General features: G+C 46.1%; 21 protein-coding genes. 7 read left to right on the top strand and 14 right to left on the bottom strand.

Annotation, left to right across the window (positions count from 1 at the left end; translation table 11 throughout):
• Positions 1-32 precede the first annotated feature (32 nt).
• From JOD02_RS02690 to fusA, 9 genes are all read right to left on the bottom strand, one after another.
• On the bottom strand, positions 33-1,889 hold the full coding sequence (locus JOD02_RS02690; protein WP_204486702.1) for a polysaccharide biosynthesis protein: 1,857 nt from the start codon (positions 1,887-1,889) through the stop codon (positions 33-35).
• Positions 1,890-2,101: 212 nt separating this feature from the next.
• On the bottom strand, positions 2,102-2,632 hold the full coding sequence (loaP, locus tag JOD02_RS02685) for an antiterminator LoaP (RefSeq protein ID WP_204486700.1): 531 nt from the start codon (positions 2,630-2,632) through the stop codon (positions 2,102-2,104).
• A gap of 44 nt (positions 2,633-2,676) precedes the next feature.
• The gene (locus tag JOD02_RS02680; protein ID WP_204486698.1) at positions 2,677-3,444 is read right to left on the bottom strand and encodes a tyrosine-protein phosphatase; all 768 of its coding nucleotides are present in this window, start codon (positions 3,442-3,444) and stop codon (positions 2,677-2,679) included.
• Complete coding sequence (locus tag JOD02_RS02675; protein WP_204486696.1) at positions 3,444-4,217, bottom strand: CpsD/CapB family tyrosine-protein kinase; 774 nt, start codon at positions 4,215-4,217, stop codon at positions 3,444-3,446. Before JOD02_RS02675 ends, JOD02_RS02680 begins: the two co-directional genes overlap by 1 nt.
• A 23-nt stretch (positions 4,218-4,240) precedes the next feature.
• On the bottom strand, positions 4,241-4,924 hold the full coding sequence (locus tag JOD02_RS02670) for a YveK family protein (RefSeq protein ID WP_204486694.1): 684 nt from the start codon (positions 4,922-4,924) through the stop codon (positions 4,241-4,243).
• A 169-nt stretch (positions 4,925-5,093) separates the two neighbouring features.
• Positions 5,094-5,855, bottom strand: a complete 762-nt coding sequence (locus JOD02_RS02665) for an SIMPL domain-containing protein (protein ID WP_204486692.1) — start codon at positions 5,853-5,855, stop codon at positions 5,094-5,096.
• Positions 5,845-7,269 (bottom strand): DUF4349 domain-containing protein, encoded by a 1,425-nt coding sequence (locus JOD02_RS11740; protein WP_204486690.1) that lies wholly within the window; start codon positions 7,267-7,269, stop codon positions 5,845-5,847. The genes JOD02_RS02665 and JOD02_RS11740 overlap by 11 nt, the downstream gene beginning before the upstream one ends.
• A gap of 110 nt (positions 7,270-7,379) precedes the next feature.
• Positions 7,380-8,318, bottom strand: coding sequence for a 1-phosphofructokinase (pfkB, locus tag JOD02_RS02655; protein ID WP_204486688.1), 939 nt, complete (start codon positions 8,316-8,318; stop codon positions 7,380-7,382).
• Positions 8,319-8,583: 265 nt separating this feature from the next.
• Positions 8,584-10,668, bottom strand: coding sequence for an elongation factor G (fusA, locus tag JOD02_RS02650; protein WP_204486686.1), 2,085 nt, complete (start codon positions 10,666-10,668; stop codon positions 8,584-8,586).
• A 356-nt stretch (positions 10,669-11,024) separates the two neighbouring features.
• Between fusA and aroB the strand changes: the two genes are divergently transcribed.
• The 5 genes from aroB to aroA all read left to right on the top strand — a co-directional run bounded on the left by aroB (position 11,025) and on the right by aroA (position 17,336).
• On the top strand, positions 11,025-12,119 hold the full coding sequence (aroB, locus tag JOD02_RS02645) for a 3-dehydroquinate synthase (protein WP_204486684.1): 1,095 nt from the start codon (positions 11,025-11,027) through the stop codon (positions 12,117-12,119).
• Between the two features lie 187 nt (positions 12,120-12,306).
• The gene (hisC, locus tag JOD02_RS02640) at positions 12,307-13,395 is read left to right on the top strand and encodes a histidinol-phosphate transaminase (protein WP_204486682.1); all 1,089 of its coding nucleotides are present in this window, start codon (positions 12,307-12,309) and stop codon (positions 13,393-13,395) included.
• A gap of 163 nt (positions 13,396-13,558) precedes the next feature.
• The gene (aroF, locus tag JOD02_RS02635; protein ID WP_204486681.1) at positions 13,559-14,572 is read left to right on the top strand and encodes a 3-deoxy-7-phosphoheptulonate synthase; all 1,014 of its coding nucleotides are present in this window, start codon (positions 13,559-13,561) and stop codon (positions 14,570-14,572) included.
• Between the two features lie 21 nt (positions 14,573-14,593).
• Entirely contained in the window at positions 14,594-15,706 is a 1,113-nt protein-coding gene (locus tag JOD02_RS02630) for a prephenate dehydrogenase (RefSeq protein WP_204486679.1), read from the top strand.
• Positions 15,707-16,052: 346 nt separating this feature from the next.
• Entirely contained in the window at positions 16,053-17,336 is a 1,284-nt protein-coding gene (gene aroA / locus JOD02_RS02625; protein ID WP_204486678.1) for a 3-phosphoshikimate 1-carboxyvinyltransferase, read from the top strand.
• Between the two features lie 16 nt (positions 17,337-17,352).
• On the opposite strand, the gene JOD02_RS02620 is transcribed toward aroA, so the two are convergent.
• From JOD02_RS02620 to JOD02_RS02605, 4 genes are all read right to left on the bottom strand, one after another.
• Entirely contained in the window at positions 17,353-18,426 is a 1,074-nt protein-coding gene (locus tag JOD02_RS02620; protein WP_204486677.1) for a DUF4432 family protein, read from the bottom strand.
• The gene (locus JOD02_RS02615; protein ID WP_204486676.1) at positions 18,410-19,678 is read right to left on the bottom strand and encodes a mannitol dehydrogenase family protein; all 1,269 of its coding nucleotides are present in this window, start codon (positions 19,676-19,678) and stop codon (positions 18,410-18,412) included. Before JOD02_RS02615 ends, JOD02_RS02620 begins: the two co-directional genes overlap by 17 nt.
• Positions 19,679-19,716: 38 nt before the next feature.
• Positions 19,717-20,385, bottom strand: a complete 669-nt coding sequence (locus tag JOD02_RS02610; protein ID WP_204486675.1) for a hydrolase — start codon at positions 20,383-20,385, stop codon at positions 19,717-19,719.
• 228 nt (positions 20,386-20,613) lie between these two features.
• Entirely contained in the window at positions 20,614-20,760 is a 147-nt protein-coding gene (locus JOD02_RS02605; protein ID WP_204486674.1) for a hypothetical protein, read from the bottom strand.
• Positions 20,761-21,064: 304 nt separating this feature from the next.
• Between JOD02_RS02605 and JOD02_RS02600 the strand changes: the two genes are divergently transcribed.
• Complete coding sequence (locus JOD02_RS02600; RefSeq protein WP_204486673.1) at positions 21,065-21,235, top strand: aspartyl-phosphate phosphatase Spo0E family protein; 171 nt, start codon at positions 21,065-21,067, stop codon at positions 21,233-21,235.
• A 9-nt stretch (positions 21,236-21,244) separates the two neighbouring features.
• Here the strand turns inward: JOD02_RS02600 and JOD02_RS02595 are convergent, their stop codons facing one another.
• Complete coding sequence (locus JOD02_RS02595) at positions 21,245-21,853, bottom strand: protein-L-isoaspartate(D-aspartate) O-methyltransferase (RefSeq protein WP_243426303.1); 609 nt, start codon at positions 21,851-21,853, stop codon at positions 21,245-21,247.
• Between the two features lie 199 nt (positions 21,854-22,052).
• Between JOD02_RS02595 and JOD02_RS02590 the strand changes: the two genes are divergently transcribed.
• Positions 22,053-22,490: an HNH endonuclease gene (locus tag JOD02_RS02590; RefSeq protein ID WP_204486672.1), complete on the top strand. Its 438-nt coding sequence runs from the start codon at positions 22,053-22,055 to the stop codon at positions 22,488-22,490.
• The last annotated feature ends 97 nt before the right edge of the window (positions 22,491-22,587 follow it).

Raw genomic sequence — 22,587 nt, 5'->3', positions numbered from 1 at the left:
AAAATCTTTTAAAATGGATGAGAAACTGATTCCTAGCCTGAAACTTTTTTCAAAGAATTTGCTTTTTGTAAAGGTCTATAAGTTGGCACCAGTTGTTCTATACAATCTATCAAATCCTCGTCCGAATCCATAATCATACTCTTAAGCTTCTCAAGCTCCTTTCTCAAAGTGTTCAGGTCGGTAAACACCGGCTTGCATATGAAAATTTTTTCGTGTTTGGTGGCAGTTAAACCTTCCTCGGCCATTAAAAGCTCCTCATACAGCTTCTCACCCGGCCTTAAGCCGGTAAACTCAATCTTTATGTCCACATCCGGTTCAAACCCCGACAGGCGGATGAGGTCACGGGCCAGGTCCACTATCTTGACCGGCTCGCCCATATCAAGAACAAATATCTCGCCCCCTTTGGCCATAGCCCCTGCCTGTATCACAAGCTGCACTGCCTCGGGTATGGTCATAAAGTAGCGCTTTATCTCAGGGTGGGTAACAGTGACCGGCCCACCTTCCTCTATTTGCTTTTTGAAAAGCGGTATCACGCTTCCGGCACTACCCAACACGTTGCCAAACCTGACCGCGACAAACTCGGTCTTGCTGTGGGCATCAAGCGCCTGTATTATCATCTCGGCAATGCGCTTTGTGGCACCCATTATATTGGTCGGATTAACCGCCTTATCAGTGGATATGAGCACAAAACGCTTTGTACCGTATTTATCAGCACACTCGGCTACGTGGAGCGTACCAAACACGTTGTTCTTTATAGCCTCGGTAGGGTTGCTCTCCATAAGCGGCACATGCTTGTGCGCAGCCGCATGGAAAACGACATCGGGACGATATTTATCAAAAATAGCCTCCATCCTGGCACGATCCCGCACCGAAGCTATCAGCACCCTCTGATCAAGTTGGGGATAATGACGCAAAAGTTCCTGATGCAGCATATAGGCATTATTCTCGTATATATCCAGTATAAGCAGCTGTTTTGGTTCAAACCTAGCCACCTGTCTGCAAAGCTCAGAACCAATGGAACCGCCTCCGCCGGTCACCAGGACGACCTGCCCTTTGAGATACTGCGAAATCTCTTCCAGGTCCACTTTAACCGGTTCCCTGCCCAGGAGGTCTTCAATTTGCACATCGCGGATGTGGTTTATTGTCACCTTCCCATCGATTAGCTCGTAAACACCTGGTAAAATTTTGAGCTTGCATGCCGTTTTTTTGCATTCGTTGAATATTTCCCTTATCTCCCTTTTAGGAGCAGAAGGAATGGCCACGATGATCTCATCGATCCTCTGCTGCTTTGCGATCCTTTGTATCGACTCCCTTCCACCCACTACCGGCACACCTAGAATTTTAGAATTATGTTTTGTTTTATCGTCATCAATGACCACAACGGGCTTCAGTCCCATCTCCGGCCGGTTTTTTAGCTCCTTGATAACCATTGCCCCAGCCTCGCCGGCTCCAACTATCATTACCCTCTTGTACTCTTTGATCCCGTTGGTATATACCACACGAATCCTCTTGAATATGCGGTAACTTACCCTGTTTGTCCCAGTAAGCAGCATGGAAAAAAAAGAATACAAGAAAAATACTCCTATATGCACACGAAAATTCCAAAAAATCAAGCACAAATAGACCACAACCGGCGCACATATAGACGCCACAACCACCTTAATGAATTCATCAATGCTGGCATATTTCCAAAGACTGTTATAAAGCTGTAAAAGATAATACACCACCATGGTGGTAAGTGTAAATATCAAACAAAGCATAAAAAAATTGTTTTTGATATTTTCAGGTATGTTTCCTTCATATATTACATAAAATGAGAAAATAGTAGCCAAATTTATACACATTATATCAATAACTATCAATCCCATATTTTTTTTTAAACTTACCATAGCGTCACTTGCTCCTCTGCCTCAAAAATTGGTAACAGATTCAGCCCGACCTCCCGCAAACCACAACGTACCCCTTCATATAACTACAAAGTAAAACCCACATATGACCCTGCAATATAACTCATTTAAATTTTACTGTATATATACCAGGGTGTCAATGTTATTAATTTGCCAAAAAACAAACCAATCCACGCATTAAAAAACTAGGGCAATCACTCGCTTTTTCTATCAATCAGATGAGCACCCAGGTCTACACGCTTTTCTCTGCCAAGAAACTGAATCCGTACCTTTACCCGCTTTTTTCGAGCATCAATTCTTTCTATAATCCCTTCCAGCCCCTTTAAAGGACCGCTTATAACTACAATGCGCTCGCCTTCCTTGTACACTTCGGAAAAGCCTATCGTTTCTCCCTCGGATGTCAGCGCAAGGATAACAGCCATCTCTTCATCCCTTATAGGTACCGGCTCGGTTTCATCCTTTAAAACGCCGTACACTCTCGGCAGCTTAGACAGTTTATAATACACATCTGTGGTCATCACCGTTCTCACCAGCACATATCCGGGAAACAGCTTCTTGGTTATCTCATAAACCTTGCCCTGCCTTCTCTCTATGAGCTTCCTTTTGGGAATTAAAATATTTATATTCTCATCCGGATACAGCACATTAATGAGTTTCTCAAAATTTTCTTCCTGGCCTGTTTCGACAAAAATGGCATACCATTTCATCTCCGATTCAACATCCATATCCACAGCTACTTCCTCAACCCCCCAGTGCAAATTAACGCAGATTAAAAGCCAAATATCCTCATCCTGGGCTTATACCTCCTTGGGGGCTCTGTGGCAACCATCTTGCCTTGTAATATATGATAAGGCGTAATGCCAACTATCCTTCGCACCTGCTCCCCATCCAGCCAACTTTTTAGCTCCTCAACAGCTTTTTTCATGTAAGGCCCCCTCGTACCATCCGAATGGGCATCGGTACCCAGCACATGCCCCATGCCGTGCGTCAGCAGTATCCGAGCACACCGTTTTACTTGCTTCCCAAAAAAACCGGTTATGCTGCCGGTGTTGATCTGGCACAGGCAGCCCAAATCCACCAAACGATAGAGTACATTCGGATCACGGATGATGGCAAGGTTCCTCTCTGGATGGGCGATTATGGGTATGAAGCCCTTAAGCCTTAGCCTGTATATAAAGTCCTCGGCATACAGCGGCACCTCTCCCATAGGAAGCTCCACCAAAATATAGGAAGTAGCGTTTATGGTCAACCTTTCAAGCCCCCCCACCTTCAGAAAGGCGGGGTCCATAAACACCTCAGCTCCCAGAAAAATATCAAGGTCCATCTGCTGAGCATCCAGCACATTCTGAAGCTGCTGCCTCTGACACTCTACACCTCGCACAAAAGCATCGACGTTTTTTGGATCCAGGCAGTGCGGAGTTGCCACAACGGCGTCTATGCCTTCTTTCACAGCCACAGCCGCCATGGCAAGCGCTTCACCTATGGAACCGGCACCGTCATCCACCTCGGGCAGTATATGGCAGTGGAGGTCCAGCATTACAAATTCATACCCTCGCTTCTCGAAACTGACATTCCATCCATCGAAATCGGCTGCTGCATGGTAGAGCTGCGGCGCTTCTTTTTCCTACCGTGCTCGTCATAGTAGTAATAATAGTAGTAATAATAGCCTCCCCGCCTGTCTGTGGGAACGCCGTTTAGCACAACCCCCAATATCTTAGCATTCACCTTTTGCAGACTGGCTTTGGCCTGAGCTGCAGCCTCAAAGGTGGTCAAACCATAACCCGCTACCAGCACCACGCCGTCCACATACTGGGATAGCACGGCAGCATCGGTAACCGGCAATACCGGCGGCGTGTCTATTATGACCACGTCATAATCTTCTCGCACCTTATCCAGAAGCTCCTTCATCCTTTGTGAGCCAAGAAGCTCGGCAGGATTGGGGGGCTTGGGTCCACTGGTTATGACTTCTAAATTTTCCACCTCGGTCACATTGGTAATATCGCTGTATTTAAGTCCTTCCACCAGTATATTCGTAAGCCCCTTTATGTTTACTAGGCCAAACATCCTGTGAATAGCAGGTTTTCGCAGGTCACAGTCTATAAGAAGCACCCTGCGATTGGCTTCAGCCATAGCTATGGCCATATTGGCAGCCGTGGTGCTCTTACCCTCGGCAGGCCCGCTGCTGGTCACCAGTATGACCTTTATTTTGCGGTCAGTGGACGAAAATTCGATATTGGTTCTCAAAATCCTGTAAGCCTCTGCAACAGGCGATTTGGGATCTGCGTGTGTTACCAAACCAGTAGTTCTCAACCTCTATACACCTCACAAACATTTTACTGTTCCTCATACATTGGGATGACCCCCAGCACAGGCAGTTCAAGGTATCTTTCGATATCCTCCGACATTTTGATGGTGTTATCGAGATATTCTATAAGAAATACCAGACCCAGCCCCAGCATGAGCCCCAGCACCCCGGCTATGGCTATGTTAAGGAGCGGCTTGGGCTTAACTGGCTCTTCAGGAACCTTTGCCACATCAATAACCTGCACGTTGTCCAGCTTCATGATGTCTACTACTTCCTTCATGAAGACCTCGGCAATGGCATTGGCAAGGTCGGTGGCAAAACCCGGGTCAGTATCCTCCACCGTTATGCGTATGATCTCGGTTTCTTTAACCGAAGCCACGGTTATCTTTTTACGCAGGTCGGAAGGTTTCAATTCAAGCTGTAACTTTTCAATGACCTTGTCCAAAACTCGATCGCTCTTTGCGATCTCGCTGTATGTGTTGACCAACTTTTGATTTGCCAGTATGTCGTTGTATTCAATGGTATTGGTTTGGCTATTCTGAGTCTTGCCCACCATGAGCGTCGTAGAGGTCTCGTATACCTCATCTAACAAAAAAAAGCTTACAACAGCACTTATCGATAGGGATATTAAAGTTATCAAAACTATAAGACCCAATCTTTTGCGAATAATTTCGAATAAATCCCTGAGCTCCATTTCCTCATTTAACGCCATAGGTTACACCCTTCCCTCATCTCATGCCGTATTTCGAATTAATTATAGCACACTCGACAAAGAAAGGGAATACAAAAAGGCGGATTTTTCATCCACCTTTTCCCTGTTAAATACATACATGAGACTCCCTTTGATGTTCACCAACACCACTGCCCTCTGTGACCTCAAGTTATTCAATGGTATAAACCAGCGTTACAGTTGCAGCCACCTCAATTTCTCCTTCTGATATGGGGACACTCCAATCGGCACCGGCTTTTTCAATGCCTTCCATCCTCACGTAATCCCTATAATAAGGCTGCACAGAAGCAGAACCTTCGTACACAGCCACCAGCTTCTTCAATTTTGCACCAGACTGCTGGGCTATCAGTTCAGCCCTGGCCTTAGCCTGATCAATCGCTTTTTTCAAAGCATCCCTGTAAGCAGCTTCCTGGTCCAAAATTCCAAAATACACGCCATATGAATAATTGGCCCCTTCTTCATGTACATTGCTCAATATATCACCTACCTTTTGTACATCCCGAACCGTTACCCTAACAGTGTTATTAACCCTATATCCTTCAAGGACATTTTTGTTGCCAACATAATTATACTGTGGATACACATGATAATTAGAAGTCTGAATATCCTTTTCCTCTACTCCCATAGCCTTCAGCTTGTTTATTATCTTTTCCATGATTTTGGCATTTTCCTGCTGCGCCGCTTTAGGGTCTTTCATAAATGTCTCAACACCTACATTTATATATGCCACGTCAGGCTTTACGCTCACCTTATCGGTACCTGAGACAGTGATGATATTCTCTTTTACATATACATTCTCGGGATTGGTGACATTTACTACCGGGGTATCTTTAAGAAATATAGATCCCACCGAGAGGCCTATACATGCCACTGCCAGCACAATGACAGCCACCATCAAAATCTTATTTGTCATGATTTTCACCCTCTCCTTCCTCTTTTTTCACTTCTTGCTTCAATGCAATCCTTGACCTTTTAACACCATACCACACCGTCCATCCAATAACAGCCAATATTAGCAGGTATGGTACAGCACTCACCAGGAAAACTATCAGGTCACCAAACAGCTTGCCAATGCTCTCCCAAGACTTTATAAACCCACTTACAATCCTATCACCCCAGGTTATTGGCTCAGGTTTTTCCTGCTTGATCTCCCTTACTTCATACACATCAACGGAAATACGTGAGTATTGCACCATATTATCCCATTGTTTCAAGGTACCGGTGTAGTTCTCAATCTCGTAGCGCACGCGTGAAAGCTCTCGTTCAAGCTCTATGATATCCTGCAGCTTTTCAGCCTTGCTGAGCAGAGTGAGCAACCTTTCCTCCTGGAGCCTCAAAGACTTAAGTCTAGCCTCCACATCCAAATACTGAGCAGTTATGTCCTCACCCCTTATTTGCCGACTGGTCACGTTGCCCAGCTCTACCATGTCTCCAATAAACGAGTCAAAGGACTTTGAAGGCACGCGTATCTCGAAATGTGCTTTGCGGTTGGACACCTGACCCTGATAAGTGGGTTTGCCCTGAATCTCGGAAGATTCAATATATCCCAGGTATACATTCACTTTGCCGATAATCTCATTCACCGTACGGTCAAATTCTGTAGTCTCCATGCTGAGGTATGCCGAGCGTATAATTTTCCTCTCAGTCCCTGCCTGTGCTCCAATCAAAGCCTGCGCAACACCGGAAAGCTGAGAAGCCAATTTCTCTTGCTCAGCTGCTCCTGGCTTAGTAGAAAGATTTGCGGTTTCGTCTATCCTGCTTGGCGCCTGTTCAGCTACATCTGGTTGCATCTCACCTTTCACGCCGCTGCCAACGCTGTCCTCAGCCCACGCGGCATCGGGTGCCACGCTGTCCTTTGCACCTTCCTCACTCTGATAACCTGCCCTTCCACTGGAGCCAACCTGGTAGCCACCCTTCCCCTGCTCTGCATCATAAAGCGGTGGAACAGCTTGCTCGGTTGCCATATCACGGTTGTATGTGCCCTTATCGACTCCCAGCCCGCTCACCAACAGTGCCACTCCGACTACCAGCACCACAGCAGCAGCCACGCCGGCAGTAACCCTTCGGCTAATTCTCCATTTAATTTTTCTCACCATATTCATGCTCTCCTCCCTCTTCAATCTAACTATGACACGCTCGCAAAAACCGGAAGGCAGTTGGACATCCTCCAGACCAGCACACATTTTCCTTACCTTAAAGATGTCTTCATACTCCTCCTGACACAGAGGGCACTGACTTAAATGCTGCCGCAACTCTATCATCGCAGTGCCGTCCAGCACGCCGTCTATATACGCCGATATATTTTCCCTACACTGTTTGCAATCCACATCCCCGCCCTCCTTTCACCTTTATAGACGGAAGAAGAGGGAGAAAAGTTGCAGTGCAAACGCTAAAATTCACTGATTCTCTCTATAAATCGCACAAATCGCAGTATAGCTTAAAAATCGACAACCTTTTCTATCTCAACCCGCGGCAGCATGCTTTCAAACCCCTCACGGGTACAAAGAAGTGTACCCTCCCTCACCACCGATGCAGTGGCAGCCGCTACACCATAGCGCAGCATATCCTTTAAACCAGCTCCTTCTTTAATCGCAATGCAAAAGCCCGCCACCATGGAATCGCCCGCTCCGGCTGTACCCTTTACTTCTACAGGAACGGGATGGGCATAATACGCCTCTTTCTCGTCTATGATCATAGCGCCCTGACTCCCCATGGACACCCCCACTATGCGCACCCCTTTTTCTAAAAAAACCTTCGCAGCCCTGACTATTTCACCGTAGGTAGTAAGGGTTTTACCCGTCGCCTTCTCAAGCTCGTACAAGTTTGGCTTTATGAGATAAGGCTGCGCTTTTATGCCCTCAAGCAGCAGCTCACCCTCAGCATCCAGCACGCACAGCACTCCGTACCTTTTAGCCTGCTCTATGAGTTCTCTATAAATAGAGGTCATCACGCCCCTAGGTACGCTCCCGCTGAACACCATCATGCTGCTTTTGGGAGCATACATGTCGATTTTATCTTTGAGTTTTTCGATGTGCTCAAGCAAAACAGGATACCCGCTTTCGTTTATCTCGGTGACCACGCCTTGAGATAAGTCAAACACCTTGAGGTTCACACGTACCTCGCCTTCTACCTCAACGAAATCATAGGGAATGCCGCTACTATCTAAAAAGTCCCTTATCATGCGCCCTCTTTCCGTATAGTTAAAGCCGATGCAAAATGCCTTTTCTCCCAGCTGGTGCAGCGCCACAGCCACGTTGATGCCCTTACCGGCAGCGTCCACACGGCTGTCTATAATCCTATTAAGCCCGCCGTAGATGAATTTTTCAACAGTAACCATTCGATCAATGCAGGGATTTAGCGTGACGGTTGTTATCATGGTTATCTGCCCCCCCTCAAAGTCTCATTTATATGTGTATCGTAATAGGGTAGACTTCGGCAACATGGTTGGAATGAAACCATTAGTTGATTCATCGCCCTGAGGTATTTAAAAAAATTTGTATAGAAAAACCAAACCAATATACCGTACACTTTGTCCTACCCCATTTTAATACTGCCGATACAAAAGCTAGCCTGTCAATTAAAAAACCGGGCAGCCTTTCTTATAAGGTGCCCGGGGTTAATATGGTAATATAAAACTCAAACTACTCGCTCTGGGCCTCGCGCCTGGCCTGTTCCACGACTTTGGCGCTTATGTTAGCCGGGACCTCCTCATACCGCACAAAGGTAAGCTTAAAGCTGCCGCGGGCCTGGGTCATGGACCTCAAATCGGTGGCGTAGCGGAACATCTCGGCCATCGGCACCTCGGCATCCACCTTTTGCATGCCGTTCCCCAGCGGCGTCATGCCAAGTATGCGGCCCCGCCTGCGATTCAAATCACCTATGATATCGCCCATGTACTCATCGGGTATTATGACCTCGGCGTGCATTATGGGTTCAAGCAATACTGGCTCAGCCTGTTCCAGCTTCTTGTATGCCAGGTATGCGGCAATCTTGAAGGACATTTCAGAGGAGTCCACTGGGTGGTAGGAGCCATCATAAAGCGTAGCCCTTATCCCCACCATGGGATAGCCTGCCAGCACGCCCTTTTGCATGGCCTCCACCAGTCCCTTTTCAACGGCGGGTATATACTGGCGCGGCACGACGCCGCCTACAATCTTGTCAACAAACTCAAAACGTTGCTCGTCCGGGTTGGGCAGCGGTTCAAACTCGATAAACACATGGCCATACTGCCCATGTCCACCTGTTTGCTTTTTGTGCTTGCCCTCCGCCTTTATGGACTTGCGTATGGTCTCACGGTAGGGCACCTTGGGCTCTTTAAACACCGCATTCACACCAAATTTATTCTTCAAACGGCTGGCGATAACGTCGAGGTGCACTTCACCCGTCCCCCAGATGAGGGTTTCGCCCGTTTCAAAGTTCTGTTCAATTTTAAACGTTGGGTCCTCTTCCATAAGCCTGTTCAGACCGCTAAACACCTTTTCTTCTTCTCCCTCTTTTTCCGCGTTAACCGCCATAGAAATGCAGGGTTCAGGGAACTGGAAGCCTTCATACATGACGGGATATGCCGGATCGCACAGCGTATCACCCGTAGCCGTGTTTTGAAGCTTGGCAAGCGCGCCTATATCGCCCGCCGTCAGCTTATCCACCGCAATCTGCTTTTTCCCTCTCAAGATATACAGATTTCCGCTCTTTTCGCTCTTTTCTTTGTTGGCATTGTAAAGACTCATTCCGTTTACAAGCTCGCCAGACATGACCTTGAAGAGTGAAAGCTTGCCTACGAATGGGTCAACGATGGTCTTGAACACGAAAGCTGAGAAAGGCTGCGTAGCATCGACTTTACGCTTTTCCACTTTACCCGTTTTAACGTTGGTTAAAGATACCTCTGGCCGCTCATCTGGAGATGGAATATATTTTATAAGGCTGTCTATCAATATATCAATTCCCATATTGCTTAAAGCCGAGCCAAACAGCACCGGAACTATGTCGCCAGAGGCAACCCCTTTACGCAATGCTGATTGAATCTCCTCTTCTGTAAAGTCTTCTCCCTCAAAGTACTTCTCCATCAACTCCTCGCTGGTCTCGGCTGCAGCCTCCACCAGGCGCGTACGAATCGATTCTACTGTATCAGAGATATCGCCGGGAATCGCCGTCTCTTTAATGCCCTTATCGCTAAACTCCCATGCCTTCATTTTGACTATATCCACAAGCCCGACAAACCTGCCACCCTTCATGAGGGGTATCTGAAAAGGAGTGATACACGTCCCATACTTGCCTTCAAGCTGTTCCAGAACTTTTTCATAGTTAACATTCTCACGATCCATCTGGTTGACAAAGATCATGATGGGCAAATCATATTCCTTGCAGTAGTCCCACGCCTTTTCAGTGCCAACCATCAAACCCGATACCGCGCCCACTACAATGACGGCTCCATCCACCACCCGCAAAGCCTCAATCATTTCGCCCACAAAATCAAAATAGCCCGGCACGTCTATGACGTTTATCTTATGGCCATTCCATTCAAACGGCGCTAAAGCGGCGTTGATGGATATCTTTCTCTTTATCTCCTCGGGGTCAAAATCGGTAGTGGTGGTGCCGTCATCAACACGGCCAAATCTGTCGATGACCTTGGCATTGAAAAGCATGGCTTCGGTAAGAGTGGTCTTGCCTTCTCCGCCGTGGCCTACCAGCCCGACGTTGCGAATGTTACGTGTTGCATAACTGCTCATGTACATTCCCCCTTACAGCTTATTCGTATTTATTTTTGTGCCCCATAAAGAAGTGCATGCCTTGAAGTGAATTTACTGTAAGTATTTCTGCATAAAGTGCAAATCTCCTTTTTTATTGTAACATATTTCTCAAAAAAACTTAATACGTTTGGGAAAATAATATTTCAAAAAGGCAATTTTTGAGCCCAACCGTTCTTGACTTTTATAACAAATGAAGTTACAATTTGTTAAATATAACAAATTTGAAAGTAAAGGGTGTAGTACATTTTGCAAAAAAGTTCAGGATATAGCAGCACGTTTTAAGTAGAAACTATATTTTTTGTGCAATCGAGTTCTACTTTTAAGGGGGCTTCGCCGTGCAGACCATAACCGTTGACCTCAAAGAAAGGTCTTATCCCATATATATAGCTCCAGAAGGGTGGAAAGCGCTGCCCCTCGCTTTAGAAGGAGCTATCACCGGCAAGAAGGTAATGGTGGTGTGCGATGAGAATACATACAGGCTGTATTACCAAGCCGTAAAAACAGTGCTGGAAGGCCAAGGATACACTGTGTACCCAGCAGTTATTCCTCCTGGTGAGAGCAGCAAGAGCTTTGCCCAGGCTCAAAACCTTTACACCAGAGCCCTTGATGCGGGGCTTACTCGCTCTTCCACCATTATAGCCCTGGGCGGGGGTGTTGTAGGCGACCTGGCTGGCTTCATCGCCGCTACATACATGCGGGGCATAGGCTTTATACAAATTCCCACTACGCTTCTCGCACAGGTAGACAGCAGCATAGGTGGAAAAGTGGCCATAAATCATCCACTTGCCAAAAACATAATAGGGGCGTTTTATCAGCCCCAAATGGTGTTTATAAATCCCAACACCCTAAAGACACTGCCACCACGAGAGTTTGCAACAGGCATGGCTGAGCTCATAAAGCACGCCTTTATAGCCGACAGCCAATTTATATCCTGGCTGGAGCAAAACATGGAAGCGCTTCTTTCGTGCGACGTTCAAACGCTTGCCCATGCCCTTTACTGCTCATGCAACATCAAAGCCAGGGTAGTGGAGCGGGACGAAAAAGAAAGCGGGCTAAGGATGATACTCAACTTTGGCCATACCATAGGCCACGCCATTGAATCCGCCACCGGATATTCTGTATACACCCATGGCGAGGCAGTGGCCATGGGAATGGTATACGAAGCCAAAATAGCTATGCACAGAGGGCTGATAGGGCATGACTATGTAAAACGCCTGTCATCACTGATCGAGAAGGCTGGACTGCCCACCAGCCTTGAAACAGCAAACTGGAAAGAAGCCGACCTGAAACTTTTACTTGAACGAATGGCTTATGACAAGAAGAACACCGACAGCCGCATAGTCTTTGTACTTCCTACAGGATACGGGAGGGTAGATGTGTTCAAGGACATAACAACAGAGGACATAATGCAAGCACTTGCTGAGCAGTAAAGCGGGACTGAAAGAATTATCTGCTTAATACCAGCACAGCACAAGTGCAGGCTGAGCAACGTCGGCACAACTGATTGATTTTGTGGGGCGACTTTGCAGAATTTCCAAGGCCGAGCCTGCAAACAAGCTAAAATAAAGCTCTCGGACTCTTCGAGAGCGTACTTAACTGATAAAGGAGGAATAAAGTATGGTAAAGCACAGAAACATAGTTGAAACCCTTGAACCCTACAGACCAGGTAAGCCGATAAGCGAGGTCAAACGCGAGCTGGGTCTTACCGATGTCATCAAGCTGGCCTCCAACGAGAACCCGCTGGGATGTTCGCCCAAGGCCGTTGAGGCGCTCATCAAGTGGACACAGGAAGCATCCCTTTACCCCGATGGCAACTGTACCGAGCTCAGAAACGCCCTGGCAAAAAGGTTTAATCTGGAGCCAGAACAGTTCCTATTTGGAGCGGGCTCTGACGAAATCCTGGAAATGATAGCCCAGACCTATATCAACCCCGGTGATACCACCATCACCTGCTGGCCATCCTTTTCAAGGTATGAAGCAGTAACGCGTATAATGGATGGTACAATGATCAAAGTACCCCTTAGAAAGGACTACCGCTTTGACCTGGAGGGCATCCTAAAAAGCATAACCGTCAACACCCGCATCATATGGCTGTGCAATCCCAATAACCCCACCGGTACCATAATCACCGCCAAAGAGCAAAAGGCTTTCCTTGAAAAAGTACCCAGGGAAGTGTTGGTGGTGCTGGACGAGGCCTATTACGAATACGCCCATGGCAGAGATTATCCCGAAAGCATAGAGCTGCTTGAAGAGTACGACAACATAATCATCCTCAGGACATTCTCAAAGGCTTATGGCCTGGCTGGACTGCGTATAGGCTATGCCATATCGCACAAAGAGACGATAGAGCTTCTCAACAGGGTACGCGGGCCATTCAACGTCAATGCCGCAGCACAGGCTGCAGCCCTTGCCGCACTAGACGACCAAGAATTTGTACAAAGGAGCGTTCAAACCAACGAAAAAGGAAAACGGTACTTGTACCAGGCCTTTGAGGAGATGGGGCTTGAATACATCCCCACCCATACCAACTTCATCATGGTCAATGTAGAGAAAAACAGCGCAGATGTGTTCAAGGCCCTACTCCAAAAAGGGGTTATAATCCGCGCAGGAGATATATTCGACATGGACAATTGGATAAGGGTGACAATCGGTACACCTGAGCAAAACAGGAGGTTTATAGAGGCTTTGAAAGAGGTGTTGGGCTAAAGATAAAACAGCAAAGCTGCAGTTTGAGAAAAGCCGCGTGTCAAACTTGCCAAGATTGTGGTTTAAACAAATATAAGCACAACCGTATAGTAGCACGGTAGTATGGTAAAAACATTATTACCTTTTAAGCATATTTCAATTTTAAAACGGGAGGATGGGTAGCATGGTTATAGTCATGAAGCCTGACGCCACCGAGGCACAGGTCAAACAAATCGAGGCGCTGCTTAAAAAGCTTGGCCTGGGAGTGCACATATCGGTAGGCACCGAAAGAACCATAATAGGGGTGATAGGCGATAAGCGGGTGTTGGCCGACACTCCCTTGGAACTGATGCCTGGAGTGGATCGCTTGGTTCCCATTGTGGAATCGTTCAAGCTGGCCGGAAAAACCTTTAAACCCGAGCCAACGATAATTCGCATCAAAGACGTGGCCATAGGCGACAAAAAAATCGTTATAATAGCAGGACCGTGTGCCGTTGAAAATTACGATCAAATCATGCAGACGGCAAAGTTTCTCAAATCCCGAGGAGTTCAATTCTTAAGAGGAGGCGCATACAAACCGCGCACATCTCCCTATTCCTTCCAGGGCCTTGAAGAAGAAGGGTACCGACTGCTGGCACAAGCGGCCAAAGAAACCGGGATGCTTGTGGTATCAGAGGTCATATCCCTGCCATCCCTTGAACAAGCCTTAAAATATGTTGACGTGGTGCAAATCGGCGCTCGCAACATGCAAAACTTTCAGCTGCTGCGAGAAGTAGGCAGAGCCAAAGTGCCGGTAGTCTTAAAACGCGGCCTGGCTTCCACAATAGAAGAATGGCTCAACGCCGCAGAGTACATCATGAACGAAGGCAACTACAACATAATACTGTGCGAGCGGGGAATACGGACCTTTGAAGTCTACACGCGCAACACTTTGGACCTCAGCGCAGTCCCGATTATAAAGGAAATAAGCCATCTCCCTATAATCGTTGACCCCAGCCATGGTACTGGAAAGTGGAAGCTGGTGACGCCCATGAGCCGTGCTGCCATTGCCGCCGGCGCCGATGGCTTGATGATAGAAGTCCATCCCGACCCAAAATCAGCGCTATCAGACGGGCCTCAGTCCCTGAACTTTGAAACCTTCGATACGTTAATCCAAGAAGTTACCAGGATAGCCAGCGCAATTGGCCGCGAATGGTAACCTTCTGCGGGAGTGATAGCATTGGGACAATCAAGTATAAAAACAGTGGCCGTTGTGGGATTGGGTCTTATAGGCGGGTCGCTGGCCAAAGCCATTCGCCGCAGCCACCCCAGCTGGCGCATCACAGCGACCGACATTGAAGAAAAGCACATAACAATGGCGCTTGAGGAAGGGGTAATCGACGAAGGGACCACCAATTTTGAAGATATCGTACGCCAGGCCAACATCATATTTTTGTGCGCTCCGGTAGGTGCCATACCCACCCTGCTCAAGCAAGTGGCAGCCTGTGCTTCCGACGGCGCCATAATCACAGACACCGGCAGCACCAAGGAATATATAGTGCGCACCGCCATGGAATGCCTACCCCCCAATATATTCTTCATAGGAGGGCATCCCATGGCTGGCACAGAGCATTCAGGTTATGCCGCCAGCATACCACACCTGTTTGAAAACGCCTACTACATCCTTACCCCCCTTCCTTCCACCCCTGACCAAGCAGTCAAAAGCTTGAAAGACCTGCTGTCGTCCATAGGGGCCATTCCCCTGGTCATGGAGCCGCAGCTTCACGACAAAATAGTTGGTGCCATAAGCCACCTTCCCCACGTGGTGGCTTCGGCACTGGTCAACGCCGTACAGGACATAGACGAACCACAACACCTCAAAGAAAGGCTAGCTGCCGGAGGTTTCAGGGATATAACACGGATTGCATCATCTAATCCAAAGATGTGGCGTGATATTTCTATTTCTAATCGGCAGCAGCTTTTGGAGCTTATCGACAGCATCATACAGCATTTGGACAAGTTTTGCAGGTATTTAAATGAGGGCAACGCCGATAAAATCGAGGAGTTTTTCTCAAGGGCAAAGAGGTTTCGCGACAGTATACCCCGGCTGCAGAGCCAGGCATCTTCCCTCTACCATGACCTGTACGTGGACGTACCCGACCGTCCCGGCGTCATCGGCGAGATAGCCTCCTTGCTGGGGCAGCACAGCATAAACATAAAGAATTTGCGCATAATCAACAGCCGCGAAGACGAGCCGGGAGGCTGCCTGGTGCTGTCACTGCAAAATGCAGCATCCCTGAGAAAAGCAAAAGAGGTGCTAGACGCCCAAGGATACAAAACTTATGCAAAGTGAAATTTCCTAAAGTCTATTATTTATCGATTACCAACTATTCTAAAAATTAGGTATCCTACCATAAAAACCTGCTTAGAGAAAAATATGTAAAAATTTGTGGCGCAAAAACTACAACTTATACAAGCTAAATATTCGGCTATACAATTCAAACGTCAAACATTATCGAAAAGTAGCTGAGCAATATTTGACATAACCGATTAATTTTGTAGGACAACTTTTCAGCATTCCCACAACTCAACCTGCAAACAACCTAAAATAAAGCTGCCGGACTTTTTAGAGCGTACAAACACTAGAAAAGGAGGGAAGAGCGCATTTGTAAAGAAGAAATATAAGGCGCTCGTACATCATGAAGCTAACCGTAACTCCTGCTAAAAGGCTTGCCGGAGAAATCCGCATCCCCGGCGATAAATCCATATCTCATCGAGCCATAATGCTGGGCTCCATAGCCAAAGGCGATACACACATCTCCCATTTCTTAATGAGCGATGACTGTTTGAGCACCATACGAGCATTCAGACAAATGGGAGTGCCTATAGAAATAACCAATCCAGAAACCGTTATAGTTAAAGGACAAGGGTTACATGGCCTTAAGGCCCCAAATTCAGCAATAGACGCCGGCAACTCGGGGACCACCGCCAGGTTACTTGCCGGGTTACTTGCAGGCCAAAGCTTCAACAGCATCATAACGGGAGATGACTCGCTGCGCAAGCGCCCCATGGACAGGGTGATTATCCCTTTGCGCCAAATGGGTGCTAACATCACTGGCACGCAGGATAAATACCTTCCCTTATCAATTAGGGGCAGTGCTCTTAAAGGAATAAACTACCATATGCCGGTGGCCAGTGCCCAGGTCAAGTCCTGCCTCATACTGGCTACGCTGTATGCCGATACGCCCAGCCGGATATTTGAGCCAGCACTCTCACGAAACCACACCGAGCTAATGCTTCAGGCCTTTGGTGGCAGGCTGGACATATATAATAACGAAATAATCGCCTATCCCGCCAATCAGCTCTACGGCCAGCACGTTCACGTACCAGGTGACATATCGTCAGCCGCCTTTTTCATAACAGCTGGGCTGCTTGTGCCAAACTCCACTCTCGTGTTAAAAGGAGTAGGACTAAACCCTACTCGCACCGGAATATTGGATGTTTACAAAGAAATGGGTGGCGACATTGCCATTGAAAATACCTCTACTTCAGGGGGAGAACCAATGGGGGATATTATTGTAAAAACCTCCAACTTGGAGGGTACCGTAATAGGTGGTCAGCTCATCCCCCGCCTCATCGATGAAATACCCGTCATTGCTTTAGCCGCCACGCAAGCCCAAGGCACCACCATCATAAAAGATGCACAGGAGCTTAAAGTTAAAGAATCCAATCGTATAGCCACCGTGGTTGATATACTGTCACGCCTTGGGGCTGACATTGAAGCCACCGACGACGGCATGGTCATACATGGACCAACGCCACTTAAAGGAAATCAAGTGGACAGCTTTGGGGACCACAGGCTGGCCATGATGGCAGCCATCGCTGGGCTCATCGCGCAAGGCGAGACTACCATCAACAGCTGGGAATGCGTGAATATATCATTCCCCGGATTTTACGATGTGCTAAGCAGCTTGCAAAAGTAACAATATCTAATTATGCTCAGTTAAGCATCATTTGGACATAATTTTTATAAGCTTGTATTTCTTCCTGGCAGGTGAGAATCTCTATTTCCAGAGAAATAGTCCTCTTTTCACCCGGTTTTAAATATTCTAATTTACCCTTTTGTCTGGTTGCATTTCTGCCTATGGGAACGCAGTTACCGGGTTCAAGCCCCACCACGTAATCTTGCTGCCCCATCATCTTCCACTCTGTGAAAAAGGGTAGCTCTTTTTTATTGTAACGGATGCAAATACCCAGCTTAATGGATTCATTGACTATTCCCACACACGTATTACCTTTATCATCCTCGGCTAATTCATGGAAAAACACTTGCTCTCTATAACCAGGGGTCGGAGGCTCAAATTTATTGTATCGCTCAATACCCTTCTCAGCCTCCTCATCCCGTGGAACAGCCTTGACAATAGGAGCTATCAGTTCACTATCCTTGTCCACTACAGGAAAACCTATATTCATGTGATAGAGGATCATAAACGGAGTATCCTCATACCCTTCATTTAAAATTTCATCATAAATGACTACTTTATTTTCCCCACCATAAGCCTCAATCCTTCGATGCAACAGTAGATTATCAGAAAACATAACAGCCTCGCGAACCTTTCCTTCTACAGTTAATACCAAATCATCCCCCACCCATGTGGTACTATGGCGTACCTCTTCCGCAGGTATATTTGATACTCTGCCATGCAAACCCAAATCCCATATCCCTTCTTTTTCTGGAGGTCCGACATGTGTAAGCCCACAGGTGGTCAAAATCCCGCCATAAAAATTTCGCAGCCATTCGTAACCGTAAGGATTATAATACGAAGAATGGACAATGCCACACTTGCTTATAAATCCTATCGGCCTGCCGTTGTGCTCCATCCAAGCGATGTCCATAGCCCTGCCAGGTAGAACAGTAAAGTAAAGCCCACTGCCGGTCTTTACGTCTATGGCATCCACGCCCTGAGCACGCCCTTCCTTCAAAGTATACGCCTTTATCCCGGCAATCTGGGATATGTCTCCCACCCTCTGCCTTATCTCATCTTTTGTAAAGACTTTATCGAACAGCTTCACGATGTATTCCTCCCACCTTTGTTAAATTCATCCTTTTCAATTTCTCAGCCTTACTAAGAAGCTCATCAAGATTACACCCGACTTGTATCATGCTATAGAACTCTTTTACCATTTGAGCAACAGGCATCAAATCATCCACTAACCCACATAACCCCTCAAGTAGATTATCTATATAATTTTTTTCTTGCAAAAGATAAAGGTTCTGGCTTGCAATATCGTCTTTGGTTTCAAAGGCAAATTTAATGCCCGCAGCTATCCCTAAAGCCATATACACAGGGTTTATACCTTGTTTTGAACATAGCCTAGCTGCTCCGACCAATCTATCATTCCTAGATAGCTTTCTGAGAGGATCCCTACCAACCCTTTTCACTGTATCACCCAGCAATTTGTTGCCAAACCTATACAACAAGTCTTCTGCATGATTAACAAGTTGCTGCATAGGTACACTATACTCGCTTGATAACGCTGCAGCAGAATCAATAAGTGCCCTTAAAGCTATGAGCTTAATTTCAGGGACTTTTACAGATTCCCATATATACGTCTTGTTACACAAAAAACCAAGATAGGCAACCACAGCATGCCCCATATTGTGCATAAAAAGCTTTCGCTGTATATAAAAATCAAATGGTGCAAAGGGAACCATGTTCTTTATTTCAGGTATCTCGCCTTTAAATGATGCTTTGTCTACCGGAAGCTCACAATAGGGTTCAACCCAAACCCTAAGCGGATTCCCTTCTTGCATCTCTTTGGTGATTACAGGTATCATCCTCCCTATGGATGCCTCAACCAAACCAATAGTATTATCAAAATATACAATCTCCTTCTCATTTAACTCTTGTTTTATAAGCTTTGCAAGATAACGATCAGCATCGAGAAGATTCTCACAGATGATGATATTTAAAGGCTTAAAATTGCCTTCAAGCCACTTCTTTTTAAGGCCCATAGCAATAGTTTTAACGATATTTGGAAGAACATTTACACCAACTGCTGTAGCCATTATATCTGCAGATGCTATCTCTTCAGCCACCCTCTCAATATCACCCGCATATACTCCCCGCACATTTTCAACTACTACTTCAGTATACCTCTCATCTTCAACAATCCTTATAGGATAACTTCTATCTTTATTCAGTCTCTCAATGATAGTTAAATTTATATCAACAAAAACAACCTCATAACCCGATTCACTAAAAAGCTGCCCAATAAATCCCCTCCCTACGTTTCCTCCTCCATATACTATAGCTTTCTTCATCATTTTTTCTCCTTTCCTTTATTTTTTAAGTTTGTTTTTCAAGACAGCTCCTCCCTATACTTGTCCATAATTGCCTTAAAAAGTTCGGCAGGGGTAGGGGGAGTATAGGTTATGGCGTTAGCACCTGCCTCGATGGTAGCCATTATGGTCTCTTCACTTGGACCACCTGTCGCTATGATGGGTACAGTAGGCAGCTGATCCCTTATTTTCTTTATTATATCCACCGTCTTGCGAGCGCCTGAAACGTTGAGAATTGTAGCACCTGCCTCTACGCGGGCTTTAAAATCAGTATTCTCCGATACCACCGTCACCACTATCGGGATATCGATGGTCTCCCTCATCATGCTGATTACCTCGTTGGGCGTTGGAGCATTCACCACTACTCCAATAGCACCTTTAAATTCGGCGTCCAACGCTAGATTCACCACCCTTTTCCCAGTGGTTATTCCCCCTCCAACACCGCAAAAAACCGGTACATCTGCCGCCATCATTATAGCCTGAGTTATAGCAGGCTGAGGCGTGAATGGATACACCGCCATTATTGCATCAGCATTGATATTCTTTATGACCGCTACATCGGTGGTAAACGCCAAAGAACGAATAACCTTGCCAAAAATCCTTATACCGCTTGCCTGCTGAATACAAGCAGGTACCTCAATTAAGTGCTTCCTCAAAGTACCTTTTATTTCGGGAATGTATTTTGTCATAGACACCTCTCCTTTGGTGAACTCTCTAAACTATACAAATCTTAAACACCTCAAATTTTCCCTTATCACAATCTTGGCTTGTCCCATTCCTGCGTTATTTCAAAAATTGAATTGCTAACAAAAAATTAAAACCTTTGTTTACATCCAAACAATTAGAGTTTATAAATATTATAATTCCAGGGTAAAATTTCCATCAAGATCTTTTTTCTTTACAAGCAAAAGCACTCCTTACGCTTTCCTCAATGCATCAGCAATTCCGTGATAAACTTGAGCCTCACCGCCGGTTAACCTCAATAACACTATTAAAACGATTATTGCTATAAGCAGCACAATCCCCCAAACGAGCATTCTCTTCCTAAAGAAAAAAACATGCACATCCTCCACCCCCTTAAATATAAAGTATGCAGGGGATATCGGTTTTAGAATAAGCAAATCAATTTAAATCAATGTAATATTTTTTAAAACGTTGAGGAAACACTATTCGTACCAGTATTGGATAAACCAGGAACACTCCCGAAAAGTAGCTGAGCAACATAGGCACAACAATTGATTCTGTAGGACAACCCTGCAGAATAATTAAAGGGTGAAGTCTCCAAAGCGGACGTGCAAACAGGCTAAAACAAATCTCTCGGACTTTTCGAGAGCGTACACCATTAAAAAGGAAGTGTAGTTTGACTTAATGGGAGAACCCACACTACAGGAACTTCTTTTAAAAATCGAATCATTGCGGGAATCCATGGAGAAACTCATATCGCAAAAGGAGCTTAAAGATCCGGAAATCCTTGAACTAAGCAAACAGCTTGATGAACTGTTGGTAAAGTATTATGAAACCCTCAAAAGCAAACAATAAAAAATCTTCTCAAGTTTGTTTTTCTATCATGGGTACAAACCTTACATGGCATATCGGCTCTTTCTTCAATCGCCCATCCACCTTTGTAATGCGGTAAAGCATTTGCACGCCGTGCTCAGGACCAACAGGTATCACCATCCGTCCTCCTTCGGCCAGTTGGTCTATAAGAGCCTGCGGCACTCGTTGGGGAGCACATGTAACCATGATAGCATCATAAGGAGCATGCTCCTCCCATCCATCAAATCCATTCCCTATTTTATAGTAAATATTTGTGTATCCAAGAGACTTCAAAACTTCCTTTGCTCGCTCCTGTAAAGGCTTTATCACTTCCACTGTGTACACCTCTTTGGCCAAGCGCGCCAAAAACGCAGTTTGATACCCTGAACCGGTGCCGATCTCAAGGACCCTCTCACGGCCCTCAAGCATCAAAAGCTGCGTCATATACGCCACCAACGAGGGCTGGGAAATAGTTTGGCCAAACCCTATGGGCAATGGAGCATCCAAATACTCATCATCCTGATAAGCCTCCCCCAGAAACAGCCTTCTGGGAATAGAATTCAGCGCCTCCCACACCCTGTCATCCGTTATTTCCGGCATGTATTCCCTCCTCCATGCCATACCGCCAACCTCTCCTTACATTTTATCATTACCCTTTTATTGCTATTTTATCATATAAAATTGTCCATCGGCAGTCACGGCAAGTATAATCTAGTCACAATCAAGCCCATTTTAGTTCAAAAATGTGATAAAATATTTCCCGTAAATAACACCGCCCTTAACCTTTTCTATGCGATGGAGGTTTAAGAATTTTTAAGCGATGAAGCCAAAGAAATCCGTCAAATCGTACATATATGAAAGGGATGGGCATAGGTGCCATTTCTGTGCCAAACGCCTTGAATTTCACCAAGCAAGCCTAGACCATTATTTGCCCAAGAGCAAAGGTGGCACCAGCGACATATTCAACCTGATACTGAGCTGCAAAAAATGCAACAAGCTTAAAAAAAGCTCCATCCCCGCCGATTTTGAAGAGGTAATGATACAGCTATTTAAAATCGGCGTGAGGGATGGAGTGATCAGGACATCGCTGCCCCAATTTTCGACCGATGAGATAAAAAATATAGCGGAAAACATAGACAGGGTGGAAGCGATAAACAAGTACGTGGTATTTCAGAGCAAAACCCACCGCTTATATATCAAAAACAACCGCATTATAAAAATCATACATCTTGGTACTCAGGTCGATATTTCACAGTGAACCACCCCTTACAGAGATGGATGGCTTTCTGCTTCACAAGACATTTCCTAATAAAGTATAGCCTACACACTCTCCGTAGCATTAGATTTGACCTCGG

The organism is Caldicoprobacter guelmensis (assembly GCF_016908415.1).
In the GTDB taxonomy this organism is placed as follows: Bacteria; Bacillota; Clostridia; order Caldicoprobacterales; family Caldicoprobacteraceae; genus Caldicoprobacter; species Caldicoprobacter guelmensis.
Note: the sequence above shows the minus strand (reverse complement) of the source record. Positions and strands in the feature narration are given on the sequence as shown.

What these genes read in the sequence shown, in the direction of transcription:
- JOD02_RS02590 (WP_204486672.1), top strand. Translation starts at nt 22,053, where the DNA reads ATGAAGCCAAAGAAATCCGTCAAATCGTACATATATGAAAGGGATGGG.
- aroF (WP_204486681.1), top strand. Translation starts at nt 13,559, where the DNA reads ATGGTTATAGTCATGAAGCCTGACGCCACCGAGGCACAGGTCAAACAA.
- JOD02_RS02615 (WP_204486676.1), bottom strand. Translation starts at nt 19,678, where the DNA reads ATGAAGAAAGCTATAGTATATGGAGGAGGAAACGTAGGGAGGGGATTT.
- JOD02_RS02680 (WP_204486698.1), bottom strand. Translation starts at nt 3,444, where the DNA reads ATGCTGGACCTCCACTGCCATATACTGCCCGAGGTGGATGACGGTGCC.
- aroA (WP_204486678.1), top strand. Translation starts at nt 16,053, where the DNA reads ATGAAGCTAACCGTAACTCCTGCTAAAAGGCTTGCCGGAGAAATCCGC.
- JOD02_RS02610 (WP_204486675.1), bottom strand. Translation starts at nt 20,385, where the DNA reads ATGACAAAATACATTCCCGAAATAAAAGGTACTTTGAGGAAGCACTTA.
- JOD02_RS02600 (WP_204486673.1), top strand. Translation starts at nt 21,065, where the DNA reads ATGGGAGAACCCACACTACAGGAACTTCTTTTAAAAATCGAATCATTG.
- JOD02_RS02670 (WP_204486694.1), bottom strand. Translation starts at nt 4,924, where the DNA reads ATGGCGTTAAATGAGGAAATGGAGCTCAGGGATTTATTCGAAATTATT.
- loaP (WP_204486700.1), bottom strand. Translation starts at nt 2,632, where the DNA reads ATGGATGTTGAATCGGAGATGAAATGGTATGCCATTTTTGTCGAAACA.
- pfkB (WP_204486688.1), bottom strand. Translation starts at nt 8,318, where the DNA reads ATGATAACAACCGTCACGCTAAATCCCTGCATTGATCGAATGGTTACT.
- fusA (WP_204486686.1), bottom strand. Translation starts at nt 10,668, where the DNA reads ATGAGCAGTTATGCAACACGTAACATTCGCAACGTCGGGCTGGTAGGC.
- hisC (WP_204486682.1), top strand. Translation starts at nt 12,307, where the DNA reads ATGGTAAAGCACAGAAACATAGTTGAAACCCTTGAACCCTACAGACCA.
- JOD02_RS02595 (WP_243426303.1), bottom strand. Translation starts at nt 21,853, where the DNA reads ATGGCATGGAGGAGGGAATACATGCCGGAAATAACGGATGACAGGGTG.
- JOD02_RS02690 (WP_204486702.1), bottom strand. Translation starts at nt 1,889, where the DNA reads ATGGTAAGTTTAAAAAAAAATATGGGATTGATAGTTATTGATATAATG.
- JOD02_RS02665 (WP_204486692.1), bottom strand. Translation starts at nt 5,855, where the DNA reads ATGACAAATAAGATTTTGATGGTGGCTGTCATTGTGCTGGCAGTGGCA.